Source organism: Maribacter sp. MMG018, from assembly GCF_018100785.1.
In the GTDB taxonomy this organism is placed as follows: Bacteria; Bacteroidota; Bacteroidia; order Flavobacteriales; family Flavobacteriaceae; genus Maribacter.
In genome coordinates this window covers 358,953-376,605 of sequence record NZ_JAGJEC010000002.1, presented here as the reverse complement: position 1 = coordinate 376,605, position 17,653 = coordinate 358,953, and the positions used below count along the sequence as shown (strand labels likewise).

Annotated in this window: 17 protein-coding genes; 9 read left to right on the top strand and 8 right to left on the bottom strand. The window is 38.9% G+C overall.

Translation table 11 applies throughout. From position 1 onward, the window contains the following. The first annotated feature begins 98 nt into the window (after nt 1-98). Nucleotides 99-1,670: a M81 family metallopeptidase gene (locus tag J8L85_RS09825; RefSeq protein ID WP_211016866.1), complete on the top strand. Its 1,572-nt coding sequence runs from the start codon at nt 99-101 to the stop codon at nt 1,668-1,670. Here the strand turns inward: J8L85_RS09825 and J8L85_RS09820 are convergent, their stop codons facing one another. The 4 genes from J8L85_RS09820 to J8L85_RS09805 all read right to left on the bottom strand — a co-directional run bounded on the left by J8L85_RS09820 (nt 1,671) and on the right by J8L85_RS09805 (nt 4,909). Then, entirely contained in the window at nt 1,671-2,324 is a 654-nt protein-coding gene (locus J8L85_RS09820) for a DUF2461 domain-containing protein (RefSeq protein WP_211016864.1), read from the bottom strand. 54 nt (nt 2,325-2,378) lie between these two features. After that, the gene (locus tag J8L85_RS09815; protein WP_211016862.1) at nt 2,379-3,176 is read right to left on the bottom strand and encodes a TIGR00266 family protein; all 798 of its coding nucleotides are present in this window, start codon (nt 3,174-3,176) and stop codon (nt 2,379-2,381) included. Nucleotides 3,177-3,327: 151 nt separating this feature from the next. Further along, complete coding sequence (locus tag J8L85_RS09810; RefSeq protein WP_211016860.1) at nt 3,328-4,221, bottom strand: DUF6268 family outer membrane beta-barrel protein; 894 nt, start codon at nt 4,219-4,221, stop codon at nt 3,328-3,330. A gap of 232 nt (nt 4,222-4,453) precedes the next feature. Next, nucleotides 4,454-4,909 carry a DUF4442 domain-containing protein gene (locus J8L85_RS09805; RefSeq protein ID WP_211016858.1) on the bottom strand — a complete coding sequence of 152 codons (456 nt, stop codon included), beginning with the start codon at nt 4,907-4,909 and terminating at the stop codon, nt 4,454-4,456. 194 nt (nt 4,910-5,103) lie between these two features. On the opposite strand from J8L85_RS09805, the gene J8L85_RS09800 reads away from it, so the two are divergent. The 8 genes from J8L85_RS09800 to J8L85_RS09765 all read left to right on the top strand — a co-directional run bounded on the left by J8L85_RS09800 (nt 5,104) and on the right by J8L85_RS09765 (nt 11,938). After that, nucleotides 5,104-5,586, top strand: a complete 483-nt coding sequence (locus J8L85_RS09800; protein ID WP_211016855.1) for a DUF4870 domain-containing protein — start codon at nt 5,104-5,106, stop codon at nt 5,584-5,586. Continuing rightward, a complete protein-coding gene (locus J8L85_RS09795; RefSeq protein ID WP_211016853.1) occupies nt 5,586-6,038 on the top strand; it encodes a nuclear transport factor 2 family protein in 453 nt (150 codons plus the stop codon). The genes J8L85_RS09800 and J8L85_RS09795 overlap by 1 nt, the downstream gene beginning before the upstream one ends. Before the next feature lie 170 nt (nt 6,039-6,208). Then, nucleotides 6,209-6,544 (top strand): PadR family transcriptional regulator, encoded by a 336-nt coding sequence (locus J8L85_RS09790; RefSeq protein WP_211018241.1) that lies wholly within the window; start codon nt 6,209-6,211, stop codon nt 6,542-6,544. A gap of 4 nt (nt 6,545-6,548) precedes the next feature. Beyond that, a complete protein-coding gene (locus J8L85_RS09785) occupies nt 6,549-8,363 on the top strand; it encodes a PspC domain-containing protein (RefSeq protein ID WP_211016851.1) in 1,815 nt (604 codons plus the stop codon). Nucleotides 8,364-8,495: 132 nt separating this feature from the next. Then, the gene (locus tag J8L85_RS09780; protein WP_211016848.1) at nt 8,496-9,227 is read left to right on the top strand and encodes a head GIN domain-containing protein; all 732 of its coding nucleotides are present in this window, start codon (nt 8,496-8,498) and stop codon (nt 9,225-9,227) included. Between the two features lie 92 nt (nt 9,228-9,319). Continuing rightward, nucleotides 9,320-10,330, top strand: coding sequence for a dipeptide epimerase (locus J8L85_RS09775; protein ID WP_211016847.1), 1,011 nt, complete (start codon nt 9,320-9,322; stop codon nt 10,328-10,330). After that, the gene (locus J8L85_RS09770) at nt 10,330-11,391 is read left to right on the top strand and encodes a pyridoxal phosphate-dependent aminotransferase family protein (protein ID WP_211016846.1); all 1,062 of its coding nucleotides are present in this window, start codon (nt 10,330-10,332) and stop codon (nt 11,389-11,391) included. The genes J8L85_RS09775 and J8L85_RS09770 overlap by 1 nt, the downstream gene beginning before the upstream one ends. 100 nt (nt 11,392-11,491) lie before the next feature. Then, entirely contained in the window at nt 11,492-11,938 is a 447-nt protein-coding gene (locus tag J8L85_RS09765) for a hypothetical protein (RefSeq protein WP_211016845.1), read from the top strand. 71 nt (nt 11,939-12,009) lie between these two features. On the opposite strand, the gene trxB is transcribed toward J8L85_RS09765, so the two are convergent. The 4 genes from trxB to J8L85_RS09745 form a co-directional block, all read right to left on the bottom strand. Continuing rightward, the gene (gene trxB / locus J8L85_RS09760) at nt 12,010-12,987 is read right to left on the bottom strand and encodes a thioredoxin-disulfide reductase (RefSeq protein ID WP_211016844.1); all 978 of its coding nucleotides are present in this window, start codon (nt 12,985-12,987) and stop codon (nt 12,010-12,012) included. 314 nt (nt 12,988-13,301) lie between these two features. Next, the gene (locus J8L85_RS09755; RefSeq protein ID WP_348771749.1) at nt 13,302-14,438 is read right to left on the bottom strand and encodes a formylglycine-generating enzyme family protein; all 1,137 of its coding nucleotides are present in this window, start codon (nt 14,436-14,438) and stop codon (nt 13,302-13,304) included. A gap of 196 nt (nt 14,439-14,634) precedes the next feature. After that, entirely contained in the window at nt 14,635-15,288 is a 654-nt protein-coding gene (gene fsa / locus J8L85_RS09750; RefSeq protein WP_047244988.1) for a fructose-6-phosphate aldolase, read from the bottom strand. A gap of 21 nt (nt 15,289-15,309) precedes the next feature. Continuing rightward, nucleotides 15,310-17,343: a transketolase gene (locus tag J8L85_RS09745; protein ID WP_211016843.1), complete on the bottom strand. Its 2,034-nt coding sequence runs from the start codon at nt 17,341-17,343 to the stop codon at nt 15,310-15,312. Nucleotides 17,344-17,653 lie beyond the last annotated feature (310 nt).

Below are 17,653 nucleotides of genomic sequence, written 5' to 3'. Positions count from 1 at the left end.
TGACAATCAAATATATCATTAATAGAAGAAATGGCAATAAACGGCCTCTCTAACAAAAAGAAAAATAATAGTACTTTTAAAGAACCAATAAAACCAAAATGAAAAAACACATTTACTTACTTCTACTTGTTTTATCGATTTTCAGCTGCAAAGAGCAGAAAAAAGACAATGTCACCAAAAGTGACCTTCCTAGAATAGCTATTGCAGGACTGGGTATAGAATCCAGTACCTTTTCACCAGCGCAAACCGGCGAAGAGGCCTTTCATGCCAGAATCGGGGATTCTATTTTTGGCAGATATCACTTTTTTGACGAAGGCAGTGATATAAGAAAGCGTGCCGATTGGGTACCAACCCTATTGGGCAAATCTTTGCCCGGGGGTATCGTAACTCGCGAAGCCTACGAATCAATGGTTCAGAAAACTTTAAAAATGCTTGAGGAAAACGGGCCTTATGACGGACTCTTTTTTGACATACACGGTGCCATGAGCGTGGTAGGGTTAGAAGATGCCGAAGGTGACCTTATAAAACGTATCCGAGAAGTGATCGGCCCCGATGTTGTTGTCTCTACTTCTATGGATCTACACGGAAATGTTTCTGAAACTTTGGCCAAACACAGCGATTTGATTACCTGTTATCGCATGGCACCGCATGAAGATGCCCTGGAATCAAAAGAGCGTTCAATAATTAACCTATTGGAACGATTGGAAAGCGGTAAGGGCAAACCTGCATACAAAGCTTGGGTACCCGTACCTATTTTGCTTCCTGGCGAAAAGACTAGCACACGTATAGAGCCCGGCAAGAGCCTGTATGCCAAAGTACCAGAAGTTGCCGATCAAGATGGGGTTATAGATGCTGCCATATGGATCGGTTATGCATGGGCAGATGAACCCCGAAACCATGCCGTGATAATGGTTACGGGAGATGATAAGGAAAAGGTAACTACCGGAGCCGAGAAATTGGCCAAAGCCTTTTGGGATGTTCGTAACGAGTTTGAGTTTGTTGCCCCCGTGGCCACATTGGACGAAAGCCTAAAAATGGCGCTTAATAGTGATAAAAAGCCGTTTATGATCAGTGATATGGGCGATAACCCTACGGCTGGTGGTGCCGGTGATGTTACATGGACGTTGCGGGAGATATTAAATCGCCCTGAATTTAAAACTGATAACGGGCCATCATTGATCTATGCTTCCATACCAGGGCCAGAACTTGTAGAGAAAGCATTGGAAATAGGTGTTGGTGGTAATATAAGTGCCTTGGCAGGTGCCGCGGTGGACGATAGATTTGCCCCGCCTTTACTCCTAACCGGAACTATTGAAGCCATTAAAGAAGGAGACCGCGATGCAGAAGTAGAGGTCGTCGTTAAAATAGGCAGCGTACATGTTATAGTTACCAAAAAACGAAAGCCATACCATCATAAGAGCGACTTCACCGATTTGGGGCTTAAACCTACAGAAACCGATATCGTCGTAGTCAAAATAGGATATCTAGTTCCTGAATTATACGATATGCGAGGAGATTGGATAATGGCATTGACCCCTGGCGGAGTCGACCAAGACCTCGAACGTCTTGGTTATAAAAATATAAAAAGACCTATGTTTCCTTTGGATAAGGATATGGAAACCCCTGACTTAAGTGCCAGATTGATTCCCGCTTCCGACTCCGGTAACTAGCTAAACGGTAATGGCCTTGTTTAAATAACGCCTAAAGGGCAACATTTCAACATATGCTTCCACTAGTATATCATCAAAGTTGTTATTAAAGGTTTCTTTTGTGGAAAACTCTTGGGCTACGGCAAAAGTTTTATTTTTCAGCAACTCTATATGCTTATGGTCTTTTGCAAAACCTTTAGGTGCGTTCGTTAGTTTTACATCTTTATAAAGTCCTCCAAAACGATTTTTGAAGGACTTTTTATTTAATATTTTTTCAAGGTTTTCCCCGTCATAATCGATAGCCTCTCGCACACTTCTTAATATTTTAGGTTCTGGTCTCCAAAGTCCGCCCGCAAAAATGCACCTGTCTATTCCCAACTCAAAATAGAAATCAGCCGTTTTTGGTCTCTTATCGAAACCTGCTCCAAAATGATCTTTATAAACAGGTTTATTAGGATGGAACATAAGATTATTATTGATCCTATTGATTCCTTTTTTTCCCGGTGTATCATAATATTCAGCATCGATGGAAGATAGTCTAATATTCATACTATTGAGCCAATCGATATACTCATCACGTACTTGTAGATACCATTTTCGATTGGCGTCCATCCAATCTTTCGAATTGTTTTTCTGGAGTTGCTTTAGAAATTCGATTTGGTTTTTAAAGTTCATAGACATCAAATACTCTTTGTTATCAATTTGATGCAAAAAAAGATAATCTATACACTAAAACCTATTATCCCCACCAACAATATCTCCTAAAGTTCCTAAAATACTACCTTCGCCCTTGTCTTTACCGCCTCTTGGTATAGAAGCCAAAACTCTACCGGCAAGCCTACTAAATGGCAATGATTGGATATACACGGTACCCGGACCCCTTAAGGTTGCAAAGAACAGTCCTTCACCTCCGAATATCGTATTCTTAATACCTCCTACAAACTCAATATCATAATCTACATCTTTGGTAAAACCAACAATACAGCCCGTGTCTACCTTTAAAACTTCTCCAGGGGCCAATGTCTTCTTGGCCATTGTACCTCCTGCATGTACGAACGACATACCGTCACCTTCCAATTTCTGCATGATAAAGCCTTCACCACCAAAAAGACCACGCCCCAGTCTTTTAGAAAATTCGACACCTACAGAAACCCCTTTTGCCGCACAGAGAAAGGCATCTTTTTGACAAATGAACCTACCTCCCATTTCCGATAGGTCTATGGGAAGTATTTTACCCGGGTAAGGAGAGGCAAAACTTACTTTCTTTTTACCTTGACCTATATTTAAAAATGCGGTCATAAAAAGGCTTTCTCCGGTCAACATTCTTTTTCCTGCAGAGAATATTTTGCCCAGAACACTATTATCTTGATTGCTTCCATCACCGAAAATAGTATTCATCTTTATATCGGTGTCCATCATCATAAAGCTACCTGCCTCGGCCACCACGGCTTCTTGTGGGTCCAGCTCTATTTCTACATATTGCATTTCTTCTCCGTAAATCTCGTAGTCTATTTCGTGTGCATTCATTTTAAGATCGATGTTTTAAGGTTTATAACATCAGTAGCAAAATGATAATTTTTGTTACAAAAACTACTTTGCTTTATTAAAATGCAAAAAAAAGATACGAACAGGAAGGCTATTGCCCTACACATCTAAGCTCGTGTATATACCATAGTAATTAGTAAACACTCTTTATATTGGTCTTGTTATCAAAGGTATATTTAATACCTGCACTTATATACAGGCTGTTAGAAATATCAAAATCATAAATTTCATCATGGTCGTAATCTTGAACCTGCATATGGTTGTATACCGAATATCCACCATTAACGGTTGCTTTAAAATTGTCCCAAAATGTATAATTATAACCTAATCCCAATAAAACGGTGGTTTGCCTCAACGTTCCCTCATAATCTTCTTTATAAATTTCTATCTCATCGTTTATATTACCCGTAAACCCGGTCAAGGTGGCAAAGCCCTCAAAATTATGATGATCCGATAAGGTCCATTTTACCCGGCTGTCGGGCACACCCAATTTATAGGCCCATGCATCACTTATTCTTTTTGCATAGGTAACGATTGGTATCGGGAAGTACAGACCGTACTTTATATCATATGTTGCACCAAGGGTCCATTGAGTGTTGTTTTCCTCATTAAATTTATCTACGGTTACCAGTGCATTAAAGAATATATCATCCGATTTAATTTCACTTTCGTCAAAATTGGAAGAAATCTGTGATCCTCCCATAAAATTAATGGCCCAGTTATTAGATAAGCTTCTTTGATAATTGAATTTTAAACCAAAGGCATTGAATGTTTCGATGTCATCTGTTTCGAAAGGAACATTTTTATCCTCAAAATTTAAACTGTTATTTTGAAAGTAGCCTCCGATAGAAAGCTTGTCTTTACTTGTATTTAAAAGCGGAACAGAGATTCCTGCTTCCATTTTAACAAAACTGCCTACATCGGCAGAGGGAAGAAATTGTGTGTTTATGTACACATCGTCCGTTTCTTGGGCATAGATAACGCTGCTACCTATTGCCAACGATAAAAAAATCAAAACTTTTTTCATAAAACAATCCTACTTTTTTAGTTGTCTTTAGAACAAACCAATTTATTCTAAACACCGTAAAAGTGTTTAAAATTTAAAGTAGAATCAATCATAATAGATATCCCGTAAAACTGTGTAGAGCAAAAGAGTTGTTTTATCTACCAACCACTTTTTTTGTACAAACCTTAACATTGTATTTATCTACAAGGTAGATTGTAATATGAAATATTGTAAAATATGAGAATACGGATATTTAACTTTTTAACCGAACGGTCCATTCAAAATCAAAAGTACTTACCACTACCCCATCTTCGTTTACCCCAATAGATTTCATCCATATGGTCTGTCCTTCCCCAGTGGCAATAGTCTTATCCAAAGCTTCTTTTATTTTATGACCGTCTTCACAGGTAAATGTAATTTTGCCCGTGGCCTTCTTTGAAAAATTAGCTTTGTTATTGGCCACCAACATCGAAATTCTTTTGCCTGTTTCCTTTATTTGGTCCATCATCATTGCCCCAGTGGTAAGCTCGGCAGCCATACCTTGTACGGCCCAAAACATAGAATTAAACGGATTTTGATTAAACCATTTATACTTAACGGACACTATTGCCTTCTCTTTATCCATATATCGCAATCGCACCCCGCACCACCATGCAGAAGGCAACTTAAAAAACATAAACGTATTGAATTTACTAATGTTCGTAGGCATCTCTATACTAATTTTTGCTAAAAGTATTGATAAAAAACTACATCTTAAAATGTTAATACTATGTTAATTTTTAGTACTATGTGTTGCATAGTACCTTCTTTTAGATATATATTTGCATTGTAAGTTATTATGTTATCAACATATTTAGTCTAAACATAGTAACACATCAATCAATCATCAGCAAAGAACGAACTATGACAGAAACAGTAACCAAACACGAAAGAAATCTCTCCGCACTTATACATGCGAGTACGTTTTCTAAATTTTTTATTCCGTTCGGAAACTTCATCGTCCCGTTGGTATTATGGACCGCTAACAAGAAAGAGTATGAGTTTGTGGACCACAACGGAAAACAGGCTTTAAATTTTCAAATAAGCCTGTTACTCTACTCTATTATTTTGGGACTTATAAGTATTCCGTTCTTTTTCGGTTTTCTCCCCAATATTTTTGACTTTGAGCATTTCGGGTTTTTAAGACTAAACAATTTCAACAATCTAAACATTCATTTTGACAGTGACGATTTTAGGTTCGGTACCTGGCTTTTGCCCATTGGCATTACCGGTTTATTACAAGGGGCCTTATTTGTGGTCAATATAGTTTATACCATTTTGGCCACTATTAGAACAAACGATGGACAAACGTTCGAATACCCTATAACCATCAAATTCATAAAATAATGACACTATTAAAAATTATAATATTCACGATCGTGGCATTTTTTTCGAGTCTGGTACAAGCACAAGCCCCTACAGATTCAGAACTGTACAAAACTATTATGAAACTGGACAAAGCTTATTTTACGGCCTATAACAATTGTGATATGAAAACCCAAAAACAGTTCTATGACGAAGACCTTGAGTTTTATCATGACATGGGCGGGTTGGCAACCGATAAAACCGAGCTTTTAAAAAGTATAGAAAATAATATATGCGGAAAAGTAACCAGAACTTTGTTAGAGGAAAGTGTAGAAGTACACCCGATCAAAGATTTTGGTGCAGTACAGATAGGCATGCATCAATTTCACAACAACCAAGAACCCAATGCCATATCTGAACCTAGCAAGTTTATTGTTATCTGGAAAAAAAACGATACCAACTGGGTAATGAGCAGGGTAATCAGTTTACACTAAAAAATAATCAGGGTCTTCATCACACCCTTCGGAGTCTATTTATCAATCAAATCAAAAAAGGATGTTTATTCATCAATCAAAAAACGAACCGTTAACACATGCAGACCAGTACAGAAAAGAAGGCGCAATACCCACAGGAGCTGGGACTGCATAAAAAGAAAAAAGACATTATGAACGTAGAAAATACAAAAGCGCAAATGCGTAAAGGGGTTTTGGAATACTGCATATTGTCCATCCTTAACGGACAGGACAAGTATGCTTCCGAAATTTTAAATACGCTAAAAGACGCTAAAATGCTGGTGGTAGAAGGTACCATTTATCCGCTATTGACAAGATTAAAAAATGCGGGGCTGCTAAACTACCGTTGGGAAGAGTCCACATCCGGACCACCACGAAAATACTATACCCTGACCGAGACCGGCAAACTTTTTCTAAAAGAGCTGGACACCACTTGGGATGAATTGAGAAAAGCCACCGATCTGGTTACCAACAAAAAAAACAACTAAGAAAATGAACAAGACCGTAAATATAAATTTAGCCAACATGCTCTTCCATATAGATGAAGATGCATACAATAAAATGCGCAGGTATCTAGAATCTATAAGGCGTTCCTTTGCCGATACACCGGGCAGCGATGAAATATTGGCCGATATAGAAGCTAGAATTGCAGAACTTTTCTACGAGAAATTAGAAAACGAAAGACAGGTAATTACCCAAAAAGAAGTAGACGAGGTTATTGCCATCATGGGACAGCCAGAAGATTATATGGTGGACGAAGATATTTTTGAGGACGAACCTAAATCCAAGAAAGCCAAGTCTTCCCCAAATAGGGTAAAAAAATTATATCGAGATATAGACCATAAATATGTGGCCGGTGTTTCTGCTGGATTGGCCCATTATTTGGGCATAGATCCTATTTGGATTCGTTTGCTTTGGATCTTTTTGACCATTGGGTCCGCAGGATCGTTCATTCTCTTATATGGCCTTCTTTGGATCTTGATCCCCGAAGCCGTTACCACGGCCCAGAAATTGGACATGAGAGGGGAAGCCGTGAACATAAGCAATATTGAACGTAAAGTTAAAGAGGGTTTTGATGACGTTGCGGATCGTGTAAAAAGTGTTGACTATGAAAAAGTGGGCAATACCGTCAAAAAAGGGGGAAAAACGTTTTTTGATACCATTGGAGACATTATAATGTTCTTCTTCAGGATCTTTGGAAAGCTAATAGGCATATTATTAATCATTATAGGCGCCTCTACCCTTATAGGGCTTTTTATAGGATTGATTTCTGTAGGTATATTAGATATGGTGCATGTTCCCGGTATTGACTTTTACCATGTAGTCAACTCTAGCAACCTACCCATTTGGTTGGTTTCTTTACTGGCATTCTTTGTGGTAGGTATTCCTTTCTTCTTTCTACTATATCTAGGTTTAAAGATCTTGGTCACCAATTTAAAATCTATAGGCAACATAGCCAAGTTCAGCTTATTGGGCCTGTGGTTGATTTCATTGATATTACTGATCGTGTTCGGAATTAGAGAAGCGGCATCACACGCCTATTCGGGCAGTTCTACCACTGAGAAAGAAATCATGGTCCAAAACCCGGCCGATACCTTGCGTATTAGCTTGGCGACCCATGATCATGATAGCGACAACAAGATACATATGGGCCATATGATGATCACACATGACGACAATGGCGATAAATTGTTGGTCTCCGAAGATGTTAGGTTTCGCATAAGAAAGTCAAAAGACTCTATCTTTCGTATCGAGATCAGAAAAGAGGCCAACGGACCATCTTTTATAAAAGCAAAAGAAACCGCCGAGCAAATTGCGTATCATTATAAAGTAGAGGGCAATCATATAGAGTTGAACAATTTTCTGGAAACTCCCGGACACAGCAAATTCAATGATCAAGAAGTGCGCGTAAACCTTTTTGTTCCCGTAGGTACCATTCTTACGTACGACAAAGGTGATGGGCGTAGCTGGGTCATGAGAGCCGATACCGATAACGACAAGGACTATTTGGACACGTATACCTGGAAAATGACAGATGACAACGAACTTACCTGTCTGGATTGCCCTGAAGAAATGGATGACGAGGAAGAAGACGAAGGCAATAATCGCATCCGTATTAACGGGCAAGGCGTGGACATAAAATTCAATGATGAGAACGGAGAATCCTTTAAAATGAAAATAGACGAAGAAGGGGTTCGGATCAAGGCCAAGGACAATGATGAGGAACAGGTAGACATTAACATAGATTCCAACAAAGGCTCGGTAAATATTAATTCAGAAGAAATAGATGATCAGAAAATAAATTAACAAAACCGATAACCCAGATCATTACAGCTCGGTTATAAAATTCGACAATTCGTCCGTAAGGATTTTGAAAAACACCTTACGTTCAACACCTTTACATCATTCAAATAACAATCAATCTAAAAACAAACAATCATGACTACAATAATTAGAATTACCATTGCTCTTTTTCTCGCACTCTTTTTATCATCGTGCGGTTTTGACATTAACTTCGGCGATTTTGGATCTGGCAAAGCCGGCAACGGAACCGTTGTTGAAGAAACCAGAGAAATTACCGATGACTTTACCGCCATACATGCTTCCGAAGGTCTAGATGTTTATGTTACCCAAGACGATGATTTTAGCATTACCGTAGAGGCGGACGAAAATATCATAGATCTGATAGGTACAGATATAAAAAACGGAAGACTTAAGATACATGCCATAGAAAATATAGGTAGGGCCACAAAAAAGGTATTTGTTTCATTACCGGACGTAACATCTTTGCAAAGTAGCAGTGGTGCACATTTAACCACTCAAAACACGATAAAAGGTGATGATATCAATATTGACTCTAGCAGTGGCTCCATAACCAATATAGAGGTCACCGCGGACCAAATCGACATTGATGCCAGTAGTGGTGCCAACATAGAAATAGCAGGTAAGGCAAGAGAAGTATATGTAGATGGAAGCAGCGGCGCCAATATCAATGCTAAAAACTTGCTTTCTAAAGAATGTAGGGCCGATGGCAGTAGCGGTGCTAACATTAGTGTAAACGTATCCGATCTACTTACCGCCGATGCCAGTAGCGGTGCCAATATTTCCTATTCTGGCGAGGCTACGGTAAAAAAGAATAAATCAGTTTCGGGCAGTGTCCATAAATATTAGAGTTAGCTATAAAACCAACTGATCTACAAAACCCGTTGAAATTTCAACGGGTTTTCATTTTTCGGTAAATGGCTTATCCCTATCTTAGTATTATGAAAATACATCTTAAAAAGTACATACTCCCCCTAAAGCATACTTTTAGTATTTCAAGGGAATCGCACGATTTTCAAGACACGCTCATTGTAGGTCTTTCATTGAACGGACATACCGGTTATGGGGAAGCTACCTCTAATCCATATTACAAGATTACGGTACAGAGCATGATGGCCGAAATAGAATCTATCAGAAAAGAAATAGAGGATTTTAATTTTGATCTACCCGAAGAATTCCATGCATTTTTAAGTTCTAAGGGCCTAACAAACTTTGCCATCTGCGCATTGGATCTGGCCGCCCATGATCTTTATGGAAAAATTAAAGGCAAACCTTTATATGAACTATGGGATACAAATAACGATCATTACCCTACCACCAATTACACTATTGGTATAGCACCAATAAACGAAATGCTATCAAAAATGATGGAAATGCCCTGGCCCATCTATAAGATAAAATTAGGGACAGATGACGATGTTGCCATTGTAAAAAAGTTGAGAGAGCATTCGGATGCCATTTTTAGGATCGATGCCAATTGTGCATGGACCGCCAAAGAAACCATACATAACGCCCCTCTTTTAAAAGATTTGGGGGTAGAGTTTTTAGAACAGCCATTAAAGGCGGACGACTGGGAAGGTATGGAACTGGTAACACACCATAGCGTACTACCTGTAATCGCCGATGAAAGCTGTATTGTAGAAGAAGATGTAGAAAAATGTGCGTTACACTTTTATGGTATCAACATAAAACTGACCAAATGCGGAGGCCTCACCCCTGCCCTTCGAATGATAAAGAAAGGAAAAGAACTAGGCCTAAAGGTAATGGTAGGTTGCATGACAGAGTCTACCGTGGGCATTTCTGCGATTGCACAACTATTGCCACAACTAGATTATGTAGATATGGACGGCGCCTTACTCTTAAAAGAGGATATAGCCCATGGTGTAGAGATAAAAGCTGACGGACAAGTCATATTTCCTGCAATGGCAGGTAGCGGCATAACAATGATATAATGGCTATTTATATAGATAAATTTCCCGGAAGGGTAATAAATACCAACGGAAACCAATATTTATATTTTGGTGGAACATCGTATTTAGGGTTACAGGAAGAGTCAGAATTTCAAGATCTTTTTATTAAGAACATAAAGCAATACGGTACCAATTACAGTGCTTCAAGAAAATCGAACGTTCGTTTTTCCATTTTTGAAGATGCCGAAAACTATCTGGCAGATTTGACGGGAAGTGAAGCTTGCTTAACACTATCATCAGGTTACTTGGCCGGACAGTTTGTTTCTGAGTTTATCCACAAAAACCCATGTAAACCATTTTATGCCCCAAATACCCATTCTGCCTTATTTCGCAATAAGGTGAAGAACTATGTCACCTACGCCAGTTTAAATATTGCAGTAAGAAATTACCTTAACGACCCCAATGCCAAAACCCCGGTTTTATTTTTAGATACGATAGACTTTTCTGGTGGAAGCTATCCCGATTTTGAAAGTTTAAAAATTCTTCCCCTCAAAGAAATGATTATAGTCGCCGATGATTCCCATGGCATCGGAATCGTTGGTGCAAACGGTTGTGGAGTCTATAATGCCCTAAAGGCTTTGTGCCCCAAACAACTTCTTGTCTGTTGCTCTTTAGGCAAAGGATTCGCTATACAGGCAGGAGCGGTTTTGGGAGACAAAACAACTATTGCAGCCATGGAAAACACCTCTTTTTTTGGCGGTGCCAGTCCTGCAAGCCCCAGCGCCATGGCAACTTTTATAGAAGCTGAAAAGATTTATGCTAAAAGAAGGGCCCTCTTAAGAAACAATATTGAGTTGTTCTTGTCTCAAATGACCTCATTAAAAAAGTTTAGGTACATGAACGGCCATCCAACCTTTACTTTTCAAAATATAGAACTGGTGAAATACTTAGAACACCATAAAATAATTGTTACCAACTTTAATTACCCAAAGTCTACTTCTGAAACAATGAGCCGCATTGTAATATCGGCCGCCCATTCTACCAAAGACATTAAAAAACTAACAAGCGTTCTGAATAGTTTTTTTAGTGATTTACAAAAATGAAGTGTAATAAATAATTCTCAATAAAGTAGTTAATTTATTATTAAATTATTAATTTAATTTGTATCTTTTATGGTATTAATAATCATTAAACAATTAGGCCATGAAAAAAATACTTGGATTGGTTTTTTTGATGCTGTTATTGGTATCACTCACCAGTACCACTTCTTCAAAACTACAGAGCAATTACTCCTTAGAGGGAACCTGGGAGCTTATTAACCGATATAATTATGACGAATCTGGTGTAACGGATACGCTTTTTAATATCAATGGTTATAGACAGATAAAAATTTACAGTAAAGGTAAAGTTATGTGGACCAGATATTCACCGGATGATCCGGCCGAATGGTTTGGTTTTGGGTCGTATCACAATACAGAGAACGAACTTGAGGAACGATTGGAGTACGGCTCTGCCGAAATGATGAAAATTCAAGATACGGTTCAGGTTTTCAAATTTGAACTAATACTTGATAAAAATAATTACAGTCAAATAACATTGGACGACCAGGGTAATAGAACCTTTTCTGAAAACTACAAAAGAATAGATTAGGGCCAACAATATGTTCCTAATAAAAAAGCGCCTTAAAAAGGCGCTTTTTCTTTATAAAATAATTCTAATAACTATACTTCATCTGCCATAGTCTCTTCCATAGAGTCTATCGTAGCTAAATATCGCTCGGCATCCAAAGCTGCCATACAACCGGTACCTGCAGCCGTAATTGCTTGCCTATACTCTTTATCTTGGGCGTCTCCTGCGGCGAACACTCCTGGAATGTTAGTTTTGGTAGATTTTCCCTTGGTGATTATATAACCCGTTTCATCCATGTCTAACTGTCCCTTAAAAATATCGGTATTCGGCTTATGCCCAATAGCTATAAAAAGACCGGTAATCGCTATTTCTTCCTTTTCACCTGTTTGGTTATTCACCATTCTTAGTCCTTCTACCACCTGATCACCTAAAACTTCATCGACCTCGGTATTGAATTTTATCTCAATGTTCTTAAGGCTCTTTACCCTATGCTGCATTGCTTTTGATGCCCTCATGTGGTCTTTTCTTACCAACATGGTTACTTTGTTACAAATATTGGCCAAATAAGAAGCTTCTTCCGCTGCCGTATCACCGGCACCTACTATTGCCACATCTTGCCCTTTATAAAAAAAGCCATCACAAACCGCACATGCCGAAACACCGCCTCCCCTTAGTTTTTGTTCACTAGGGATATTTAGATATTTTGCAGAAGCGCCTGTAGAAATAATTACTGTCTCTGCCTCGATCTGTTTATCGTTGTCTACCGTAACCTTATGGATACCTCCCGGTTTTTCATTAAAATCGACCGCTGTTACCATTCCAATACGCACCTCTGTACCAAAACGCTCTGCTTGTTGTTGCAATTGAGCCATCATAGAAGGCCCGTCTATACCCTCTGGATAACCAGGAAAGTTGTCTACCTCCGTAGTAGTTGTCAATTGCCCCCCTGGCTCCATTCCCGTATACATTACAGGTTTTAAATCGGCTCTGGCCGCATAAATAGCAGCTGTATATCCAGCAGGACCAGACCCTATAATCAATGTTTTAATTCTCTCTATTGCTTCCGACATAATATTTATATTCAATCTATTCTTACCAATACAAAAGTAGCTTTTTGAATAAAAACCTTACAGCTAAGTTATTAAAAGTTTTCACAGAACAATAAAGCGTTATCAGAAGTACATACCCATGTAGAAAGTAATTTTAAAAAGGCAACGTTTTTCATAAACAAAGCGTCCGTAATCCAATTTATAAACAATTACAAACTTAAGGTTCTCAATATCAAAAATATAGGTATTAATCTTTATTTTAAAACAAACAAAGACCTTAGCCTACACAACCAGTACAGATTAAACCGAGGTCTTAAATACTTAACAAAAAAGTACTATTTATTTAACAATTCAACAGTCGCAACGGTCCTAAAACCTGTATGTTCCAACGATGAATCTGTACTAGACCCCATTTTAGCGGACACTCGGTAACTAGCACAATAGGATGCACTACATAAAAAAGAACCTCCTTTTATGATCTTCTCTCTGGCATAGGGGTTATTGGGCGTAAATGGCTCTAGGGCCCCTGTTGGATTCTTTAATACGGCACCTGTAGCTTTCACGTTCTTATAGTAATTGGCATTGTACCAATCACTGGTCCATTCCCACACATTGCCAGCCATATCATAAAGTCCATATTCGTTTGGAGGATACGACTTAACGGGCGCCCAAAGTTCGTATCCATCTACTTTGGTATTGGTAACGGGAAACTCCCCTTCCCAGGTATTCGCTCTTTCTTGCAATACGGTACTATCGTCACCCCAAAAGAACGTTGTTCCTTCATTTCCTCCCCTTGCGGCCAGCTCCCACTCCGCTTCTGTCGGCAGACGCCTACCTGCCCATTCGCAATATGCCAAGGCATCTTCATAAGAAACTTGAACCACAGGGTAATTATCTTTACCATCTATATTACTATTTGGGCCATTAGGGTGCCTCCAATCGGCACCTATAGTCCAATCCCACCATTGCGAAAAATCATATAGGTTGGGCACCGAGGATTTTGTTTTTTTAAAGGTAAGTGCTCCTGGCTGCAAAACAGAGTCATGCGGTTTTTCTGTTCCTTCGGGTACTTGCTTTTTTAATTCTTCCCAATCAATAGCTCTTTCTGCGGTCGTAACATACCCTGTTTCGTCAACAAATTTCTTGAATTGGGCATTGGTTACTTCCGTAATGTCCATAAAAAATCCGTCCACTACCACATCTATTGCCGGTTTTTCATGTTCCATCGCCATTTTATCTTGATCTACAGCCCCTTGTTTAAGTTTCCCTCCAGGTATCCATACCATACCAGGAGGGGTTTTTAGACTATCGGGCTTTTTGACCAATACATCCTTTTCTGTAAAATTGAGAACCTCAGCATCTGTAGTTTCAAGTGTTTCTACTTTCTCATGTGTTGTTTTTTTATCCGATTTACAATTTTGTATAAAAAAAGAAATAACGAACAATGTCAAAATCTTGAAATAGTACCGCACGAATTATAAGTTTTTGGTTGCTTTGTAAATTTAAACATTATGTATTGAGGATTAACCATCAAGTATACCCGTATTACTCACAAATTATTAGTTTTTAGTGTACACGTGAAAATAGGATTTGGTTTTTGACTTCTAAAAAAAGCATAAAAAAACACCTAACTCTAAGAGCTAGGTGCTTTTTATATTTAGTAAATTCTTAGTTCCCTTTTTTGTAATCTTCCAAGAACTTGGCCAAACCTATATCTGTCAAAGGATGTTTTAGAAGTCCTTTAATTGCGGACAATGGGCCTGTCATTACATCTGCACCTATTTTGGCACAATCCAATACATGCATTACGTGTCTTACGGAAGCAGCCAATATTTCGGTTTCAAAACCATAGTTGTCATAAATTAACCTGATATCGGAGATAAGTCCTAGACCATCTGTTGAAATATCATCCAAACGACCTATGAATGGAGAAACATACGTTGCTCCAGCTTTAGCGGCCAACAATGCCTGACCCGCGGAAAATACCAAGGTTACATTTGTTTTGATACCCTTGTCAGAAAAATACTTACAAGCCTTTACACCATCAGCGATCATAGGCAGTTTAACAACGATCTGTGGGTTAAGGGCCGCTAATTTTTCTCCCTCTTCCACCATACCTTCAAAATCGGTAGAAATTACTTCCGCACTTACATGCCCATCTACCAAGCTGCATATTTTTTTATAATGCTCAAGAATATTTTCTGCTCCAGTAATACCTTCTTTTGCCATCAAGGATGGGTTTGTAGTAACGCCATCCAAAACACCCATATCCTGAGCCTCTTTAATATCTTCTAAATTCGCTGTATCTATAAAAAATTTCATCTTCTTCTTTTTTATTGTTTATTACTTTTTCAAAAACTCCATTACCTGACCATATACTTGATCCCCTGTAAATCCGAACTTCTCGTCCAATACGGTCGCAGGCGCGGAATAACCAAAATGTTCTAGTCCGAACACTTTTCCGTTAGGGCCTGCCAAACCTTCTAAGTTCACCGGTAAACCTGCAGTTAAACCAAACACTGGTTTAGTACTTGGTATCACACTTTCTTGGTATTCTTTTGTTTGTTGTCTAAAAATACCTTCAGAAGGGATAGAAGCAATATTTACTTTTAAATTTTCTTTTTCTTCCAATAACTTTGCGGCAGCTACCAAAGTAGCCACTTCAGATCCATTTGCTATTAAAACGATATCGGGATCGCTCACTTCTTTCACCAAATATCCTCCTTTTTCAGCTCCCAATGCAACTTCATATCGGCTACCCGACTGTGCCGGTATATCCTTTATACCTTGTCTGGACAATATTAGACCTGTTGGTGTTTTCTGGTTTTCCATTGCCATTTTCCACGCAACATTGGTTTCTTGTGAATCGGCCGGACGCAAGGCCACAAAACTTTGCTCATGGCTATGGTTCTTTAATTTCTCCAACAACCTAATTTGTGCCTCTTGCTCTATTGGCTGGTGTGTTGGTCCGTCTTCCCCTACCCTAAATGCATCGTGTGTCCATACAAACTTAACAGGTAATTCTTGTATCGCACTTAAACGAATGGCCGGTTTCATATAATCCGAAAAAACAAAGAAAGTCGCCACTACCGGTATGATACCGCCGTGCAAGGCAATACCATTTGCAATAGAGGCCATGGTCAACTCAGCGACACCTGCCTGTAAAAAAGCACCTGAAAAATCTCCTTTTTTGAGTACCGTTGTTTTCTTAAGGAAACCATCTGTTTTATCACTATTGGATAAATCTGCGGAAGAAACGATCATATTTTCCACGTTTTCCGCTAAATATGCCAATACGTTAGAAGAGGCCGCTCTTGTCGCCTGACCTTCTTTTTGAACAATTGAACCAAAATCAAGTTCCGGCAATTTTCCATCAAAGAAACTGTCCAACTTAGCCGAAAGCTCGGCGTTTTCGGACCTCCATGTATCTATCTCTTGTTTCTTCGCATGAGCCGCAGCTTTTTTTCTACCGATTACATCTTCATAGTATTCTGCAACCTTTGTGTATATATCAAAAGGATTGTCTACATCGGCACCTAGGTTTTCTAAAGTCTTCGTATAGTCCGCTCCGGTTCCCCCGATCGGTTTACCGTGCAATTCCGTATAACCTTCGTACATTGACCCATCTGCGGTAACACATCCTTTGCCCATTATGGTATGGCCAATGATCAATGTTGGTTTCTCCGTTTCGGCATTGGCTTCTGTAAGTGCTTTTCTGATCTGATCGTGATCATGACCATCAATAGTTATTACTTTCCAGCCCCAAGCTTCATATTTTTTAGCTGTATCTTCTGAGGTTACTTCGTCTGTCTTTGATGACAATTGCACATCATTGGCATCATAGAACATGATGAAATTGTTCAGTCCCAAATGACCCGCAATACGCCCTGCTCCTTGAGAAATCTCCTCTTGTACACCTCCATCAGAGATAAAACCATATATTTTGTGGTTCATCCAATCCCCAAAACGGGCTTGAAGAAATTTAGCGGCGATCGCAGCTCCCACTCCCATAGTGTGGCCCTGACCAAGAGGCCCAGAAGTATTCTCTATTCCCCTGGCCACATCAACTTCTGGGTGACCCGGTGTTACAGAACCCCATTGTCTAAAATTGGCAATATCATCCTTTTTAAAATTTCCTAACAAATAATATTGGGCATACATCAGTGTAGAAAGGTGGCCGGCATCCATAAAAAAACGATCACGGAATGGCCAGTGCATATCCGCCGGATCATAATTAAAGAATTCCGAATATAAGATATGCATATAGTCAGCTCCGCCCATTGGCCCACCTGGGTGGCCAGAGTTTGCTTTTTCTACCATAGCTACGGCCAACGCCCTAATATTATCTGCGGCTAATTGATCTATTTCTTGATTCATTTAGTAAATAGTTGTTTAAATAATAATATTGCTTTTAGACTATAAAAATCACGTATCAAAGATACCGTATTTGGAGCGCTATTTAAAATATAATGCCACAACATCACAAAAAGTAAACTTTGTATGATACTTATTAAACCCACTAAGAACAATAAACAATAGAAACAGAAAAGGCTTTCGTTAAAATTGTGAATCCCCACAAGGCATACTTCAAAATATACCCGACACGATATCAACCCATTACACCCTTATCAACATTAGTAATGCCGTAAGTGTAGAATTAATATATAAACCATGAAGAATTTATGTT